Origin of the sequence: Alteromonas pelagimontana, assembly GCF_002499975.2 — a bacterium.
GTDB classification, from domain to species: domain Bacteria; phylum Pseudomonadota; class Gammaproteobacteria; order Enterobacterales; family Alteromonadaceae; genus Alteromonas; species Alteromonas pelagimontana.
Map to the genome: position 1 here is coordinate 509,165 of NZ_CP052766.1, position 13,473 is coordinate 522,637.

A 13,473-nucleotide genomic window follows, 5' to 3' on the forward strand; every position below is an offset into this window, starting at 1 on the left:
CTTTTTAACTGCAATTTTAGTGGGGTTATTCCCCGTCTATTTCAATAGTGTTCAGAAAATTTTATGCTGATGCTATGCCTGTGTATCTACACCACTACTTGGCGCACGGGATACCATCACCATTGCCGGACGTAGCAACCGCCCGTTTAATGCGTAGCCTTTTTGCATTACCGCGATAACCGTATTAGGCTCGTGGTCTGCACTTTCCTGCATCGACATCGCCTGATGCAGCTCAGGGTTAAAGGCTTCTCCCTGAGGATCAATAGGTGTCATACCAAACTTTTCAATAGTGCTGATGAAGGATTTTTGCGTCATTTCCACCCCTTCAAGTAAGGGTTTGACTGCTTCATTGCTGCTATCGCCTGCGTCTAACGCCCGCTCAAGATTGTCAATTACAGGCAACAGTTCACCAGCAAAACGTTCCAAAGCAAACTTACGTGCCTTTTCTACTTCCGCGTCAGCTCTGCGGCGTGCGTTTTCCATTTCAGCTCGGGCGCGTAACACCCCTTCCTGTTGCTCTTTAATCTGGCTAGATGCTTCAGATAAGGCTATCTCCAACTCATAAATTCGCTGGGCGCTTTCATCCATAGGAGATACATCTTCTGGTTGATCGGGTGCATCAGACTGAATGTCTTCTGCGCGCTGTTCAACCGCGTCAGCGTTTTGATTTTTCTGTTGAGCCTGCACGTCACGCTCTTCGCTCATGCCTACCTCCAAACGGTGTCATAAATTGGGGCAAAAATTGAAAATCCATCAATAGGGGCGGTTGCGAATTTTTAAAGTCTCATCAATGAAACATAAAAAATTTTTTTGCTGAAGCCGCGAAACCGTTATTGATACCAGTCAGTGGGGCTATTAATGGGGTTGCTTTAGCAGGCTTCAAGTGAATCCACATTTTTTTTACGGATTCTGGGAAAAATTATTGTCGGGAGTAAATTTAAACGCCTATCAAATTATAAGCGTCACTTACTTACACAGGTGAGCTGAATCAACGTGTATTGGCAAAATTTAATGTACCTGCGCACAACAACCTTCTGTTAAAGTCATACGACTAAGAAGAAGCCTTCTATGCGGTACAAAGCGTGAAAATGCAGAATAATAAAGGAGACAACATGAAGATTTTGCTAACCGCGGTGCTGATGGGAGTTACCTCCGTGGCTACAGCCGATATTCCCGAACTGAATCTGGATACGCAAGACGTTACAGTTTCAGGTTTGTCCTCCGGCGGTTATATGGCCACGCAGTTTCACATCGCCAACAGCGATTGGGTGAAAGGTGCAGCGGTTATTGCCGCCGGACCTTACTACTGCGCCCGAAACGATATTACTCAGGCGCTGAGCCAATGTGTAGACAAAATGGAAGCACCGGTTGATATAGCCACTCTGAACCAACAGGCATCGCAATGGGAAAGTGAAGGAAAAATAGCCCCGCTTTCAGGATTAAAAGACAGCAAAGTGTGGTTACTGCATGGCAATCGGGACGGTCGCGTAGCCGAAGCAATAAGCGATTTACTGGCTGAGCAATATAAAACCTGGGTGCCTGAATCCAGCATCTACTATAGTAAAAATAAGCCGTTTGCTCATGTGTTTCCTACTAAAGATAAAGGCTCGGTCTGTACTCTCTCTGAAAGCCCATTTATCGGCAACTGTGATTATGATGCAGCCGGCGAAATGCTGTCTTTTTTACTGGATGATCTAAAAGTGCCAGATGATACGCTTTCGGGCCAGGTCATTTCTTTTAGTCAGACCGACATTGCAGGCGAAGATGCCGGTACTATGGCGAAAACAGGTTATGCCTATGTGCCTGCCGATTGTGCGACAGGACATGCTTGCAAAGTACATGTGAGCTTTCACGGCTGTAATCAATACGCCGAAGCCATAGGTACTGATTATGTCGATAAAGTTGGGCTTAATCGCTGGGCAGATGACAATCAACTGGTGGTAATTTATCCACAGACGCGTAAGTCTCTGTTTATGCCTTTGAATCCGCAGGGCTGCTGGGACTGGTGGGGATATACAAATGAAAATTATGCCACCCGCGATGGAGTTCAGATAAAAGCTGTACGCGCCATTATTCATCGTTTAGCCTCTAACTAGGATTGCTTATGACATCGTACAATGTGTTTATTACCGGCGGTGCCAGTGGAATTGGGCTGGGCATTGCGGAAGCACTGGCCGCCGAGGGCCATCACATTATTATTGCTGATATCAACCTGTCTGCTGCTCAGGCTGCCGCTAACAGTTTATCAACCCGAGGTGGTAGCGCTCAGGCTGTGGAACTCGATGTTTGCGATGCCGCCAAAGTAGCCGCGCTTCCCAGAGACCTTGGCGCTACGCAAGTCGATGTATTAATTAACAATGCAGGCATTCAGCACGTATCAAAACTTGAAGATTTTCCTGCAGAAAAATGGCAGCAACTTATCAACATTATGCTGGTGGGGCCGGCTCTGCTCACCCAGGCCTTTTTACCTAATATGCGCCAAAACAACTTTGGCAGAATAATTAACGTAGGTTCTATTCATTCGATTGTAGCCTCTCCATACAAATCTGCGTATGTTGCTGCCAAACACGGATTGCTTGGCTTTGCAAAAACGGTAGCGCTTGAAACCGGCGACTGCGATGTCACTATCAATACACTTTGCCCTGCTTATGTGAAAACGCCTTTAGTCGAAAAGCAGATTGCTGCGCAAGCAAAAGAAAATCAGATTAGTGAAGAAGAAGTTATCAATAACATAATGTTGCAGCCGATGCCGAAAAAGGCTTTTATTTCTGTGGAAGAACTTGCCGCTACCGCCTCGTTCCTTATCAGCAAAAATGCGCGCAATATTACCGGCCAAACCATAATTCTTGATGGCGGCTGGACCGTCCGGTAACGCTTTATTTCCCTGTTTCATCTATGCTAATGTCCAAACATTGATTTATTTACGGACGTTAGCGTTCTCATGTCATATCAAACTGTGGGCCTGATCGGCAAACCCGATCATTCTGGCGCTCATGATAGCTTAAACCTGCTAATTACCTATTTAACCAATCGCGGTTGTGAAATTCTGATAGAAGAGAATATTGCCCGGGAAATTAACGCTCAAAATGTGACCCCCTGCGACCTGGTAAATATAGGAAAGCAAGCCGACCTTGCCGTGGTAGTGGGTGGTGATGGCAGTATGCTGGGGGCAGCTCGTGTGCTTTCTCGCTTCGATATCCATGTAGTAGGCGTTAACCGAGGCAATCTTGGTTTCTTAACCGACATTAATCCCGATGACATTGTAGAGCAGCTAGATCTAATTTTCGCCGGACATTCCCTTGTTGAGCAGCGATTTCTGTTGGAAGTTGGCGTATTTCGTCATGAAAAACTGAAAAGCAATAACGCCGCTGTTAATGAAGTGGTACTTCATCACGGAAAGGTTGCCCATATGATGGAATTTGAAATTTACATTGACGAGCAATTTGTTTTTAGCCAGCGCTCGGACGGGCTGATTGTCGCCACGCCAACGGGTTCTACCGCTTACTCATTATCGGCAGGTGGCCCTATTATTGTGCCCCGTTTAGATGCATTAACTCTCGTGCCCATGTTTCCTCATACCTTAAGCAGCCGCCCAATTGTGGTTGACGCCAACAGCACTATTTCTATGCGCGTATCGAAGGTTAATAGCGATAGCCTGCAGATCAGCTGTGACAGCCATATCGTCTTGCCTGTGTTACCTGGGGACGAAATTCGTGTTCAGAAAAGTGCAGAGAAGTTATCGTTGGTACATCCAAAAGGGTATAACTATTTTAATGTTTTAAGAAACAAATTGGGTTGGGGAAGCAAGCTTTATTAAGCGTACTTAAAGAAAATTTTATTCTCACTCTTTACAACCACGAAATACTGTATATATTTACACGTACTGTATGAATATTGAGTATTTGTATGCTATCCCATTTGTCGATAAAAAATTTTGCCGTAGTTAAACAACTGGCCATCAATCTGGAGCAAGGTTTAACTGCCATTACAGGTGAAACCGGCGCTGGTAAATCTATTGCGATTGATGCATTAAGTCTTTGTTTAGGCGAACGTGCAGATGCTGGAGCCGTTCGACATGATGCAGCTAAAGCCGAAATTGTGGCTCATTTTAATTTAGACGGCAATAAAGGTGCGCTTAAGTGGCTTGATGAACAAGAGCTGATGGCGGAAGATGAAGGCGCCACTTGTTTTATTCGCAGAGTAATATCCAAAGAGGGCCGCTCCAAAGCCTTTATTAATGGTTCTCCCGTCTCTCTGCAGCAATTAAAAATGTTTGGCCAGCATCTTATTGCTATTCATGGACAGAACACGCATTTGCAGCTATTAAAAGAAGATTATCAACGTCAGTTGGTAGATAGCTATGCAGCTCATCCTAAACTGCTAGCCAATGTAGAAGCGTGCTATCGCGATTGGAGGGCTAAACAAGCAGAGTTAACACGGCTTCAAGATGAAGCCCAACAGCGTGCTGACAGACAGCAGTTGTTGGCCTATCAGGTTGAAGAGCTGGATGATTTTGCCCTCTTCGATGGCGAGTTTTCAGAACTGGAAATTGAACATCGCAGGCTCAGTAATGGTCAGGATCTACTGGAGCAGGCGCAAACCAGCTTCTATCACCTATACGAAAATGACGAAGGCAACGCACTTTCTATCATTCAAAATGGAGTTGAACGTTTAAGCGAACTGGAGGCCCACGACGCCAGTTTATCGCCTATTTTGCAACTTCTTAACGATGCAGCAATACAAGTTGAAGAAGCTGCTCATGAACTTCGCAGCTATTGTGATCAGTTAGAGATTGATCCACTTCGTTTACAACAGGTTGAAGGTCGCTACAGTAAAGCGATGGAGCTTGCCAGAAAGCATGGCATTGCGCCAGAATCGCTGTATCAACATCATCAGGCATTGTCTGCGGAGTTTGCGCTGCTATCTGATGAAGAGTCACGCCTCGAATCTCTCGCGGAAGAGGTTAACACTTGTAAGTCAGACTACTTAGATGCGTCTCAAGCCCTATCGGCTTCCCGCGTTAAAGCTGCGGAAAAACTCTCTGGAGCCATTGAAGCACAAATACGGCAAATGAACATGCCTCACGCCAAACTTGCTATTCAGGTTACTCACGGTGAAGAAAGAACGCCTACCGCTAAAGGGCAAGACGACGTACTGATGCTGGTCTCCACTAATCCTGGTCAAGCCCAGGATAAGCTGGATAGAGTAGTATCAGGTGGCGAGCTTTCTCGCATTGGCCTGGCAATTCAAGTTATTGCCAGTGATCAACATGCCACTCCCACAATGGTTTTTGATGAAGTGGATACCGGTATTAGTGGGCCAACTGCTTCTATTGTAGGTAGCCTGTTACGGCGTTTGGGTAAGCAAAGCCAGGTAATGTGTGTAACGCATTTGCCGCAAGTTGCTGCACAAGCGCATAATCAGCTGTTTGTCACTAAGCTTACTGATGGTACCAGCACTGAAACCCGTATGTTGGCACTCACTCAGCAAGACCGGATAGATGAGCTGGCACGTTTGCTTGCAGGGGATAAAATTACTGAATCAGCGTTGGCAAACGCCAAAGAACTACTGAAAAGTGTGGAATCGAACTAATAAGCGGTTGATTGGTCATAGTTGACTGGGGTAGCATGCCCTCGCGCTGTAACCGAATGAGCGCAGGGCATGATACAAAAACGAAAAAACATCGCCGCCCTGGCGCCAAGACCAAAGCATTGACTGGATTAGCTCTCACATGAAGTTGTATCAAATTTTCTTATTATTCGCTGTTGTATTAAGTTCAACGGCATGTTCCAACTGGATTTATCGAATAGACGTTCCCCAAGGAAATTTTCTTGACGATCGGGATGTTAAAAAGCTGCGCATCGGCATGAGCAAGGAGCAGGTAATTTATGTGTTGGGTCGGCCTGTTGTTAAAGACTCATTTGATCATGATACCTGGTACTACGTTTACGATATGAAACGCGGAATGAGTAAACGTGGCAAAGATTTTCAAAAGCAAATGGTAATTTCCTTTGAGGAAAACAAAGTTGCAAAAGTGGAAGGTGACTTTGAGTTATCAGAAGATTTCAACACGCCGTTGGATGAATAGTTTTTCCAGTTCTTGTGGTTCAAGTCGCTATATTTTCGTGAATTGAACCACTTTCCTTCCTTTTTTATCTCCGCTTAACTCTAAGCTTTTGAATTAAATGACTTTCCTAAATGGCACGTCCTGTGCTAAGTCTTAAATTTCATGTTTAACGACTTTACCATTTTATGAACAATTTCGATTCGCACAGATAAAAGCTTTCTTCCCCACGCGTGGACCTCCGGTTTCCTGAGGCGGCATCAGTCACAGTTGCCCCCTTAAACGGCATCGGCTCTTTGTCAGGAAGTGGGAAAGCTCAGATTGAGTGAGTACTTATCTGTGCGGATGAATTTAAGGACGATTCTATGTTATTACGTTTATCTACGCTTTCGGCCACTGTGCTGCTCTCGACTGCTCTCACGTCTGGCTGTGTTATTCATGTGGGCGGTGATTACAAAAACCGGCCTGGCACCTCTGTAAGTAGTATACTTGGCGGCATTAACATTGATGCGGGGCACCGCGTTGGGAATTTATCTACTGTTAACGGCGGTATCGAATTAGAAGATGATGTTACTGCCAAAAGCCTCAGCGTTGTCAATGGGGGCGTAGCACTGGGCACTAATGTGACCATAACTGACATTGAAGTAGTTAATGGAGACATTGAAGCAGAAAGTGGTCTTGTTGTGTCTGGAAGCGTTGAAACAGTGAACGGCGATATCCATTTTGGAAAAAGCTCCTCAATAGAAAAAAACCTGATCACTGTCAACGGTGATATTGATATAGTTAGCAGCACAATTAAAGGCAATATATCTACCGTTAACGGTAACATCACCATCGACGGGAGTTCCCACATTCGCGGAGATATTGTCTACGAAAAACGCAGTGACAACGACTGGAACAAAAATAGTCGGATTCCCGTCCTAACCCTCGGGGAAAATGTAACTGTGGCGGGAAATATCGTTTTACACCAGGACGTGGAGCTGCATTTGGCTACGGCGGCCCAAGAAGCGAAAGTAATAAGACGCTAGACTAACGTTAACGGTGCAACATCAGGTAATTAGGGTCAAAATAATATTATTTTCAGAACCTGTGTTGTTAAACAAAAAAAGCAAATTTCCGAGACTGTAAAAAGATCTGTGTAAGTGGCATTCTTAATTTGTTGAAAGGAATACAGAATGCCAATATCAGACAAACTTATCGATCAGCTACTAGATGGCTGCAACTCCCCAGACGATATCCTCGGCGAAGCCGGGCTGCTTAAGCAGTTGACCAAGAAGGTGGCTGAGCGGGCCTTGAGCGCTGGGAACAACATCTTGGTTATGCCAAACATGCTCCCGAGGGTAAGAACTCGGGCAATTCCCGTAACGGAAAATCCAGTAAAAAGATCCGTTCCGTTCATGGTGAGATTGACCTGGACGTGCCGCGTGATCGCAACGGCAGCTTTGAGCCAAAGCTGGTTAAAAAGGGCGACAAGCAGCTTCATGGATTCGATGATCGAATCGTTTCACTCTATGCCAGAGGTATGACGACTCGCGACATTCAGGCCCACTTTGAAGAATCTTATGGTGTAGAGGTCTCAGCCACCCTTATCTCTCAGGTCACCAATGAGGTGCTGGATGAGGTTAAACAATGGCAACAGCGTCCGTTAGATGCGGTGTATCCTGTGGTGTATCTGGATTGCCTGGTGGTACGCAGCCGTGATTCCGGTGCAGTACAAAATAAATCCGTATACCTGGCGCTTGGCATCAACACGGAAGGTGAAAAGGAACTGCTGGGCCTGTGGATGGCTCAGACCGAAGGCGCTAAGTTTTGGCTGTCAGTGATGAACGAACTGAAAAACCGTGGGGTTCAGGATATCTTTATCGCCTGTTGCGATGGTCTGAAAGGCTTTCCGGAAGCCATTGAAGCGGTTTATCCGAAAACACAAGTGCAACTGTGTATCGTGCATCAAATTCGCCACTCTCTTCGCTACGTGAACTGGAAGCAGCGCAAGGTAATTGCCGCTGACCTGAAACGTATCTACGGCGCTGCTACATTGGCAGAGGCTGAAATGGCGCTGACTGAGTTCGCTGAGAAATGGGATGAACAGCATCCGACAATCAGTATGTCATGGCGCAACAACTGGGCCCGCTTGAGCGTATTCTTCGATTATCCACCAGAAATCCGCAAGGTAATCTATACCACCAATGCGATTGAATCTCTGAATGCCAGCCTGCGGAAAATCACTAAAACCAGACGGTCATTCCCGACCGATGACTCAGTATTGAAGATACTTTATCTGGCGCTACACCAGATATCGAAGAAGTGGACAATGCCAATAAGAGATTGGAAAGCGGCCATGAGCCAGTTTATGATTATGTATAGTGACCGCGTATCACTATGCTCTGCCTCATTATTAACAGACCATATTTGCTAGAGGTTAGTTGGTGTTTGCGATAGGCTGTCACGTTTTATTAACCATGCATAAGCGGTAGTAAAGGCAGTCTCTTGAAACTGTTTTAAACCAGTGTCTGAAAAAGGTACTGTGATTGGGTTTCTGCGTAAGGATTCTTTAATATCAGTTGGGTTAAATACAACAACCTCTAACCCTTCGATTAATTCAATAGCCGCTTCTAGTTTAAAGCCAATGGCACTGCCTGCAAATTTACCCTTACTTTGGCGCTGGCGGATTATCACAGCATCAATTTTGTAGTCGGCGACGAGTTTAGCGAAAGTACTTTGAAAGCTTTTTAGCCCTTTGGCACTAGTATCGGCTAACGTTAACCGTCGTGTACGGCAGTCGGGAACATGAAACAAACCATCTATCAGTGACAACAGACATACCGTTGCTTCGTTACCTTTTAAATCTACACCACAAACTTTCATATTAGTTCCTATTTACATTTGCCTGCCATTATAACGTGTTTCGCTACAAAGTTACTGCTCTATAGAGACCACAGCCGTCCCGTTAATTCCGTACTCCATAGTGCTGTATTTACGTACATATAATGTTGCTTTCTACCATACTTCATCAGTAACCGTTCGGCCATAACATCTTGATCTTATTTTAAGTGTCCACTCATTTTTAAGTGGACACCTATTTTTAGAGTGCGTCAGTCGCTTGCGTGTGAGTCAGGTCGATGTTCCACGGCAACAGTTCATCGATCCGGTTGATAGGATGTTGGCCAATACGCTTCAGTACAGCAGTGAGGTACTGACTTGGATTGAGACCATTGAGCTTGGCTGTGCTGAGCAAGCTATATAGCGCAGCGGCACGCTGACCGCCAGCAACGGAGCCTGCAAACAAGTAATTCTTGCGGCCTGATGCTATCGGGCGCAGTGAACGCTCTGCGGTATTGTTATCGACAAATGCCCGCCCATTCTGGATATACGCTACCAGGCCTTCCCATTGGTTCAAGGCATAGCGCACCGCCTTCGACAGGCCAGAGCCTTTCGATAAGGTACGTAATGTCGCTTGCAACCAGGTATACAGTTCATCCAGTATCGGGATGGACTGTTGTTGTCTCACTTGTTGCCGTACATCGGGCGGTGTGTTTTTAATGGTCTTTTCGATGGCATAAAGCTGTTGGATAGTGGTGATGGCCTGTTCCGCAATCGGCGAAGGGCCGGCTTGGATTATATCGTAGAACTTGCGCCTGACGGGTGCCCAACAGCCAGTGAAGATCACGCCTTTATGATAAACGCGTTATATCCGGCATACGCATCCGTTTGCAGAGAGCCTGCATAGCCTTTCAGGTGCGAGGTGGGATGGAGACTTTTTCTGTCTTCACTGTAGTGTAGCCATACCGCAGGTGGGGCGTTTTCATTCCAGTCACGCCCATCACGTACATAGGTCCAGTAACGACCCGTTTGCGTTTTGCCTTTGCCCGGTTTTAAGGTAGGGGCCGTGGTATCATCTGCGTAGATGCGGTTGATGGTCCTGGTATTTATCGACCATCACCTGAGTCAGTAACGCGCTACTGGCTAAGCCTTTGGGGATCACACGTTGTGGTGCCTCACCCTGGATGAGAGTATGGCAGCATGCACAACTATATTTAGGCCGCACGATTTTTATCACGCGGTAAGACACTGGTACCACATCTAACACCTCAGAGACATCATCACCGATGTGCTTTAGTTCACCGGCACAGTCAGGGCAGCTCTGAGGGGATTCCACACGCCGTTCTTCGCGCGGCAAGTGCTCTGGTAATGAGATTCTGCGTTTAGGTATAGCAGTTTTGTCTCTGCCGGGTAAGGTCGCATCGGCGGTTTGCGCTGCTTGTGTTTCTAACTCTTCAAGCTGTAATTCTATTTGGTGAATTTGCTTTTCTACTTGTTCAGAAGAACGACCAAACTGACGACGACGCAACACCAACAACGCCTGTTGTAAGGTGAGGATCAGTGTCTCCTTTTGAGCCAGTTTCGCTTGCATTTGCACCACCATCTGTTGGAGTGTTTGCGGGTCGTCGGGCAAGGTGTTTGTCGTCGTTTTCATGCCGGGCATTATACCATCAAGCCCAGGTTAACACACTGATTTAATGTGATTTTATTACCTTTTATCCTGCATTCTTCGGGACGTAGCGATGTGCAGGTGGTCGCCAGTCAACCCCTTCAAGCAGTAAGGATAATTGGGCGTGTGTTAAGTGCACTGCACCGGATTGGGAAGCAGGCCAAACGAACTTACCTTGCTCTAATCGCTTATAGTACATGCACAATCCCTGGCCATCCCACCAGAGTAATTTTACCCTGTCGCCACGACGTCCCCGAAACACAAACACCTGGCCTGCAAACGGATCTTTGTTCAACACATGTTGCACTAACGCCGTTAAACCATCGAAGCCTTTACGCATATCAGTATGGCCGGCACACAGCCAGATGCGAAGGTCGTGAGATAACGTAATCATAATAACGCCGACAACAATATACGTACTAGTTGCTCGTCGGCATGATCCACTGTCACACGATGACCCGTGGTAAGCTCCACGGTAATCGAAGAGGGAGCGGGTACAGGTTGTTTAGGCGGCGACGTGATAACCGGTAAAAACGCAGCAGGTTCCTCTTTGTGCATCAGCGACTGCATACCCATTGCAACGCGCACCCAGCGAGACTGCCCCTTTTTAACTTCTCGTATCCAGCGGAACACCTGGTTAGTATTGATGTTATTATCTCTGGCAATCAGCGACACTGAACGAAAAGGAAATGGTGGCTTGGTTGACGATATCCATCTTCCATTGGGGACTGAACGTTCGCCGACCGGCTGCGTCAACTTTCATATCCAACGATTAATATCCTGTTATAGATTGGCTATTTCAATAGCATGCCCGATCTAACGCAGGACTGAAGATGTGTTGCCCGTACGCTTACCATTTCGGCTTCGTCAGCTTTTTTTCACTAGAAAGTTTATACGCCCACCGCCTGTGGCTGTTTTCGCAACTTTATCATCGCGCATTATTCCTGTCGGCAACACCTGTACTCAGCATCTCCCGTTTTCTACACTAGCGGCAATTTCCGGCTCAGCATCAACATCTAGCTTTCGCACAGGGTTGTTTACAGTCAGATTAATTATTTTAAAACAGTGTGCTATATTAGCAGGCGGTGGCGGCATAGCCGCGTAGGTTTATTTCTGCGCGCCTAACACATATGAGCCTCCGGGCTGTCAATGAAAAAAGATAGCCCTTTGACCACTATTTCAAGATCAATACTTAGCCCTTTATAGAACCCGTTTACTTCGTCTGTCATGGTCGATGTTAGGCGTATTGCCTACGTCAAACACATATAGAGGCTCTTAATGTTGCACTTTTCAATTCCATCTGACTGGCAACGGCACTAGACATTCATCGGTTAACCTTTCTCTGTCCTATTCAAAACTAAGTGGCTGCTTTACGCCAGTTAGTACCGGGCTCAGTGAAGGTGTAAGCAAATTCTGAAAAAGGAAATGATGCGCAACAGTGGCATGTCTAATCAAACGCAACGGGTTATGAGCTGTTGGTATACTTATCGAAGCTGCTGATTGCAGAGTGTTGTGCGATAAGACGATACTCGTCGTTTAACCAGTTAGACGCTAAAGCTCATGCCACTGTGCGACTTACCCGTTTAAAAAGCGCTCTTCATCAAACACCTGTTGGTTTTTCAGCATAAAGTAGATACATCGCCCAATTTTATGAGCTAAAGCTGATAAGGCTTTAGCTTTGCTCATGCGTTTTTGCAGGTTAGCCAGGTAGCGTTTAGCGTTGTCATTGCCTTTCAGGTACAACACTGCCGCTTCACTGAAGGCCCATTTCAAATGAGCATTGCCGATTTTGTTCCCCTGTGTGCCATACGACTTACCCGCAGATTCCGCTTTGCATTTTACTAACCGTGAATAGGATGCGAATTTCTGAACAGAGGGAAAGCGTTGAATATCGCCAACCTCATATAAAATCGTGAGTGCAAGGATTTTACCAACACCTGGAAACGACTTAAGAATATGCAGGTCACGAGCATTATGCGTTTGCGCCTGAGTTTTTACATAGTGTTCAATTTTATACAGTTCATGCACCATGGTACTGATGATATTGAGATTTAAATCCATACTTTTCTGCACAGCTTCATCCGGGAAAAAGTGATGCATTTTCTGGCGATCGGGTGAGTTTTGCAGATTTAACCGGGTTTCGAGTGCGGGTAGGTTATATTGGCTAATCGTACTGGCTACATGTGCTTTAAGTTGTGCACTCATTCTCATAATATGCGTTCGACGACGCAGCGCATCACGAATGGAACGGTGCTCTTTTGAATACGCGTGAGCTAAGGGGAAGTTGCCGCCGCGAATAAGCTTGGCAATCTTTAGTGCATCAATTTTATCATTCTTGGTTTTCCCGGCATGAATGGCTTTCATCTAAAGCGCGTGGCCGAGAATAAAATCGATATTGTGCTGTTCACAGAAATCTGACACCCAGTACCAGCAGTGCATGCATTCCACACCAACTACGATATTGCCCAAATAGGGAGTTAACAGCGCCAGTAACTTTTCAGGTGAGTCACCGATTTTCTCGTGGACTAAGATATTGTTTTCATTATCGATAATGCAGACATACAGTAACCGTGTATGAAGATCGATTCCACAATAGTAAGGATGTGTATTAGTATAAAAGTTCATTGAGTTTTCTCCCTCGGTTTGGTCGCCTATTAGGATAAACTCTGTTTATGCTGATAGGGAGGAGGCTCAATGAGTATCAAGCCACTGTAGGCACTCGCTGCCGCTCGTTGGAATTTATTTGCTCAGAAAATTAAAGGAATATAAGTGGCTCATCCAACAATAAAAGCAAGAATCCATTGGCCAAGTACGGCAATGATACTCGTCGCTACAGTTTCAGCTCTGAAACCTATACTCTCTTCTCAAGACAATAATTTTATACAAACTATCGGGTTCATTTGCTTGGCAGTTGCATCAT

10 protein-coding genes and 3 pseudogenes are annotated in these 13,473 nt (G+C 45.9%); 7 read left to right on the top strand and 6 right to left on the bottom strand.

Translation table 11 applies throughout. The features are described 5' to 3' along the window. Positions 1-72: 72 nt before the first annotated feature. Positions 73-705 (bottom strand): nucleotide exchange factor GrpE, encoded by a 633-nt coding sequence (gene grpE, locus CA267_RS02410; RefSeq protein ID WP_075608958.1) that lies wholly within the window; start codon positions 703-705, stop codon positions 73-75. Between the two features lie 407 nt (positions 706-1,112). On the opposite strand from grpE, the gene CA267_RS02415 reads away from it, so the two are divergent. The 7 genes and pseudogenes from CA267_RS02415 (at position 1,113) to CA267_RS02445 (ending at position 8,480) form a co-directional block, all read left to right on the top strand. After that, positions 1,113-2,096: an extracellular catalytic domain type 2 short-chain-length polyhydroxyalkanoate depolymerase gene (locus tag CA267_RS02415; RefSeq protein ID WP_075608957.1), complete on the top strand. Its 984-nt coding sequence runs from the start codon at positions 1,113-1,115 to the stop codon at positions 2,094-2,096. Between the two features lie 8 nt (positions 2,097-2,104). Then, positions 2,105-2,872, top strand: a complete 768-nt coding sequence (locus CA267_RS02420; RefSeq protein WP_075608956.1) for a 3-hydroxybutyrate dehydrogenase — start codon at positions 2,105-2,107, stop codon at positions 2,870-2,872. Between the two features lie 69 nt (positions 2,873-2,941). Then, the gene (gene nadK / locus CA267_RS02425; protein ID WP_075608955.1) at positions 2,942-3,817 is read left to right on the top strand and encodes an NAD(+) kinase; all 876 of its coding nucleotides are present in this window, start codon (positions 2,942-2,944) and stop codon (positions 3,815-3,817) included. Between the two features lie 89 nt (positions 3,818-3,906). Then, the gene (gene recN, locus CA267_RS02430; protein ID WP_075608954.1) at positions 3,907-5,592 is read left to right on the top strand and encodes a DNA repair protein RecN; all 1,686 of its coding nucleotides are present in this window, start codon (positions 3,907-3,909) and stop codon (positions 5,590-5,592) included. A gap of 139 nt (positions 5,593-5,731) precedes the next feature. Further along, complete coding sequence (locus CA267_RS02435; protein ID WP_075608953.1) at positions 5,732-6,088, top strand: outer membrane protein assembly factor BamE; 357 nt, start codon at positions 5,732-5,734, stop codon at positions 6,086-6,088. A gap of 341 nt (positions 6,089-6,429) precedes the next feature. After that, positions 6,430-7,092, top strand: a complete 663-nt coding sequence (locus CA267_RS02440) for a polymer-forming cytoskeletal protein (protein ID WP_075608952.1) — start codon at positions 6,430-6,432, stop codon at positions 7,090-7,092. A 147-nt stretch (positions 7,093-7,239) separates the two neighbouring features. Continuing rightward, positions 7,240-8,480: pseudogene (locus tag CA267_RS02445) on the top strand (IS256 family transposase). Here the strand turns inward: CA267_RS02445 and CA267_RS02450 are convergent. The 5 genes and pseudogenes from CA267_RS02450 to CA267_RS02470 form a co-directional block, all read right to left on the bottom strand. Continuing rightward, entirely contained in the window at positions 8,477-8,929 is a 453-nt protein-coding gene (locus tag CA267_RS02450) for a DUF3010 family protein (RefSeq protein ID WP_075608951.1), read from the bottom strand. The pseudogene CA267_RS02445 and the gene CA267_RS02450 overlap by 4 nt on opposite strands. A gap of 217 nt (positions 8,930-9,146) precedes the next feature. Beyond that, positions 9,147-10,538, bottom strand: a pseudogene (tnpC, locus tag CA267_RS02455) (IS66 family transposase). 61 nt (positions 10,539-10,599) lie between these two features. Then, entirely contained in the window at positions 10,600-10,947 is a 348-nt protein-coding gene (gene tnpB, locus CA267_RS02460) for an IS66 family insertion sequence element accessory protein TnpB (protein ID WP_075608950.1), read from the bottom strand. Continuing rightward, positions 10,944-11,309 carry a hypothetical protein gene (locus CA267_RS02465; RefSeq protein ID WP_083638386.1) on the bottom strand — a complete coding sequence of 122 codons (366 nt, stop codon included), beginning with the start codon at positions 11,307-11,309 and terminating at the stop codon, positions 10,944-10,946. The genes tnpB and CA267_RS02465 overlap by 4 nt, the downstream gene beginning before the upstream one ends. A gap of 819 nt (positions 11,310-12,128) precedes the next feature. Further along, positions 12,129-13,178: pseudogene (locus CA267_RS02470) on the bottom strand (IS110 family RNA-guided transposase). Positions 13,179-13,473 lie beyond the last annotated feature (295 nt).

Bases quoted from the DNA above. Each gene is read 5' to 3' on its own strand.
- CA267_RS02440 (WP_075608952.1), top strand. From the start codon at position 6,430: ATGTTATTACGTTTATCTACGCTTTCGGCCACTGTGCTGCTCTCGACT.
- CA267_RS02415 (WP_075608957.1), top strand. From the start codon at position 1,113: ATGAAGATTTTGCTAACCGCGGTGCTGATGGGAGTTACCTCCGTGGCT.
- grpE (WP_075608958.1), bottom strand. From the start codon at position 705: ATGAGCGAAGAGCGTGACGTGCAGGCTCAACAGAAAAATCAAAACGCT.
- nadK (WP_075608955.1), top strand. From the start codon at position 2,942: ATGTCATATCAAACTGTGGGCCTGATCGGCAAACCCGATCATTCTGGC.
- recN (WP_075608954.1), top strand. From the start codon at position 3,907: ATGCTATCCCATTTGTCGATAAAAAATTTTGCCGTAGTTAAACAACTG.
- CA267_RS02420 (WP_075608956.1), top strand. From the start codon at position 2,105: ATGACATCGTACAATGTGTTTATTACCGGCGGTGCCAGTGGAATTGGG.
- tnpB (WP_075608950.1), bottom strand. From the start codon at position 10,947: ATGATTACGTTATCTCACGACCTTCGCATCTGGCTGTGTGCCGGCCAT.
- CA267_RS02435 (WP_075608953.1), top strand. From the start codon at position 5,732: ATGAAGTTGTATCAAATTTTCTTATTATTCGCTGTTGTATTAAGTTCA.
- CA267_RS02450 (WP_075608951.1), bottom strand. From the start codon at position 8,929: ATGAAAGTTTGTGGTGTAGATTTAAAAGGTAACGAAGCAACGGTATGT.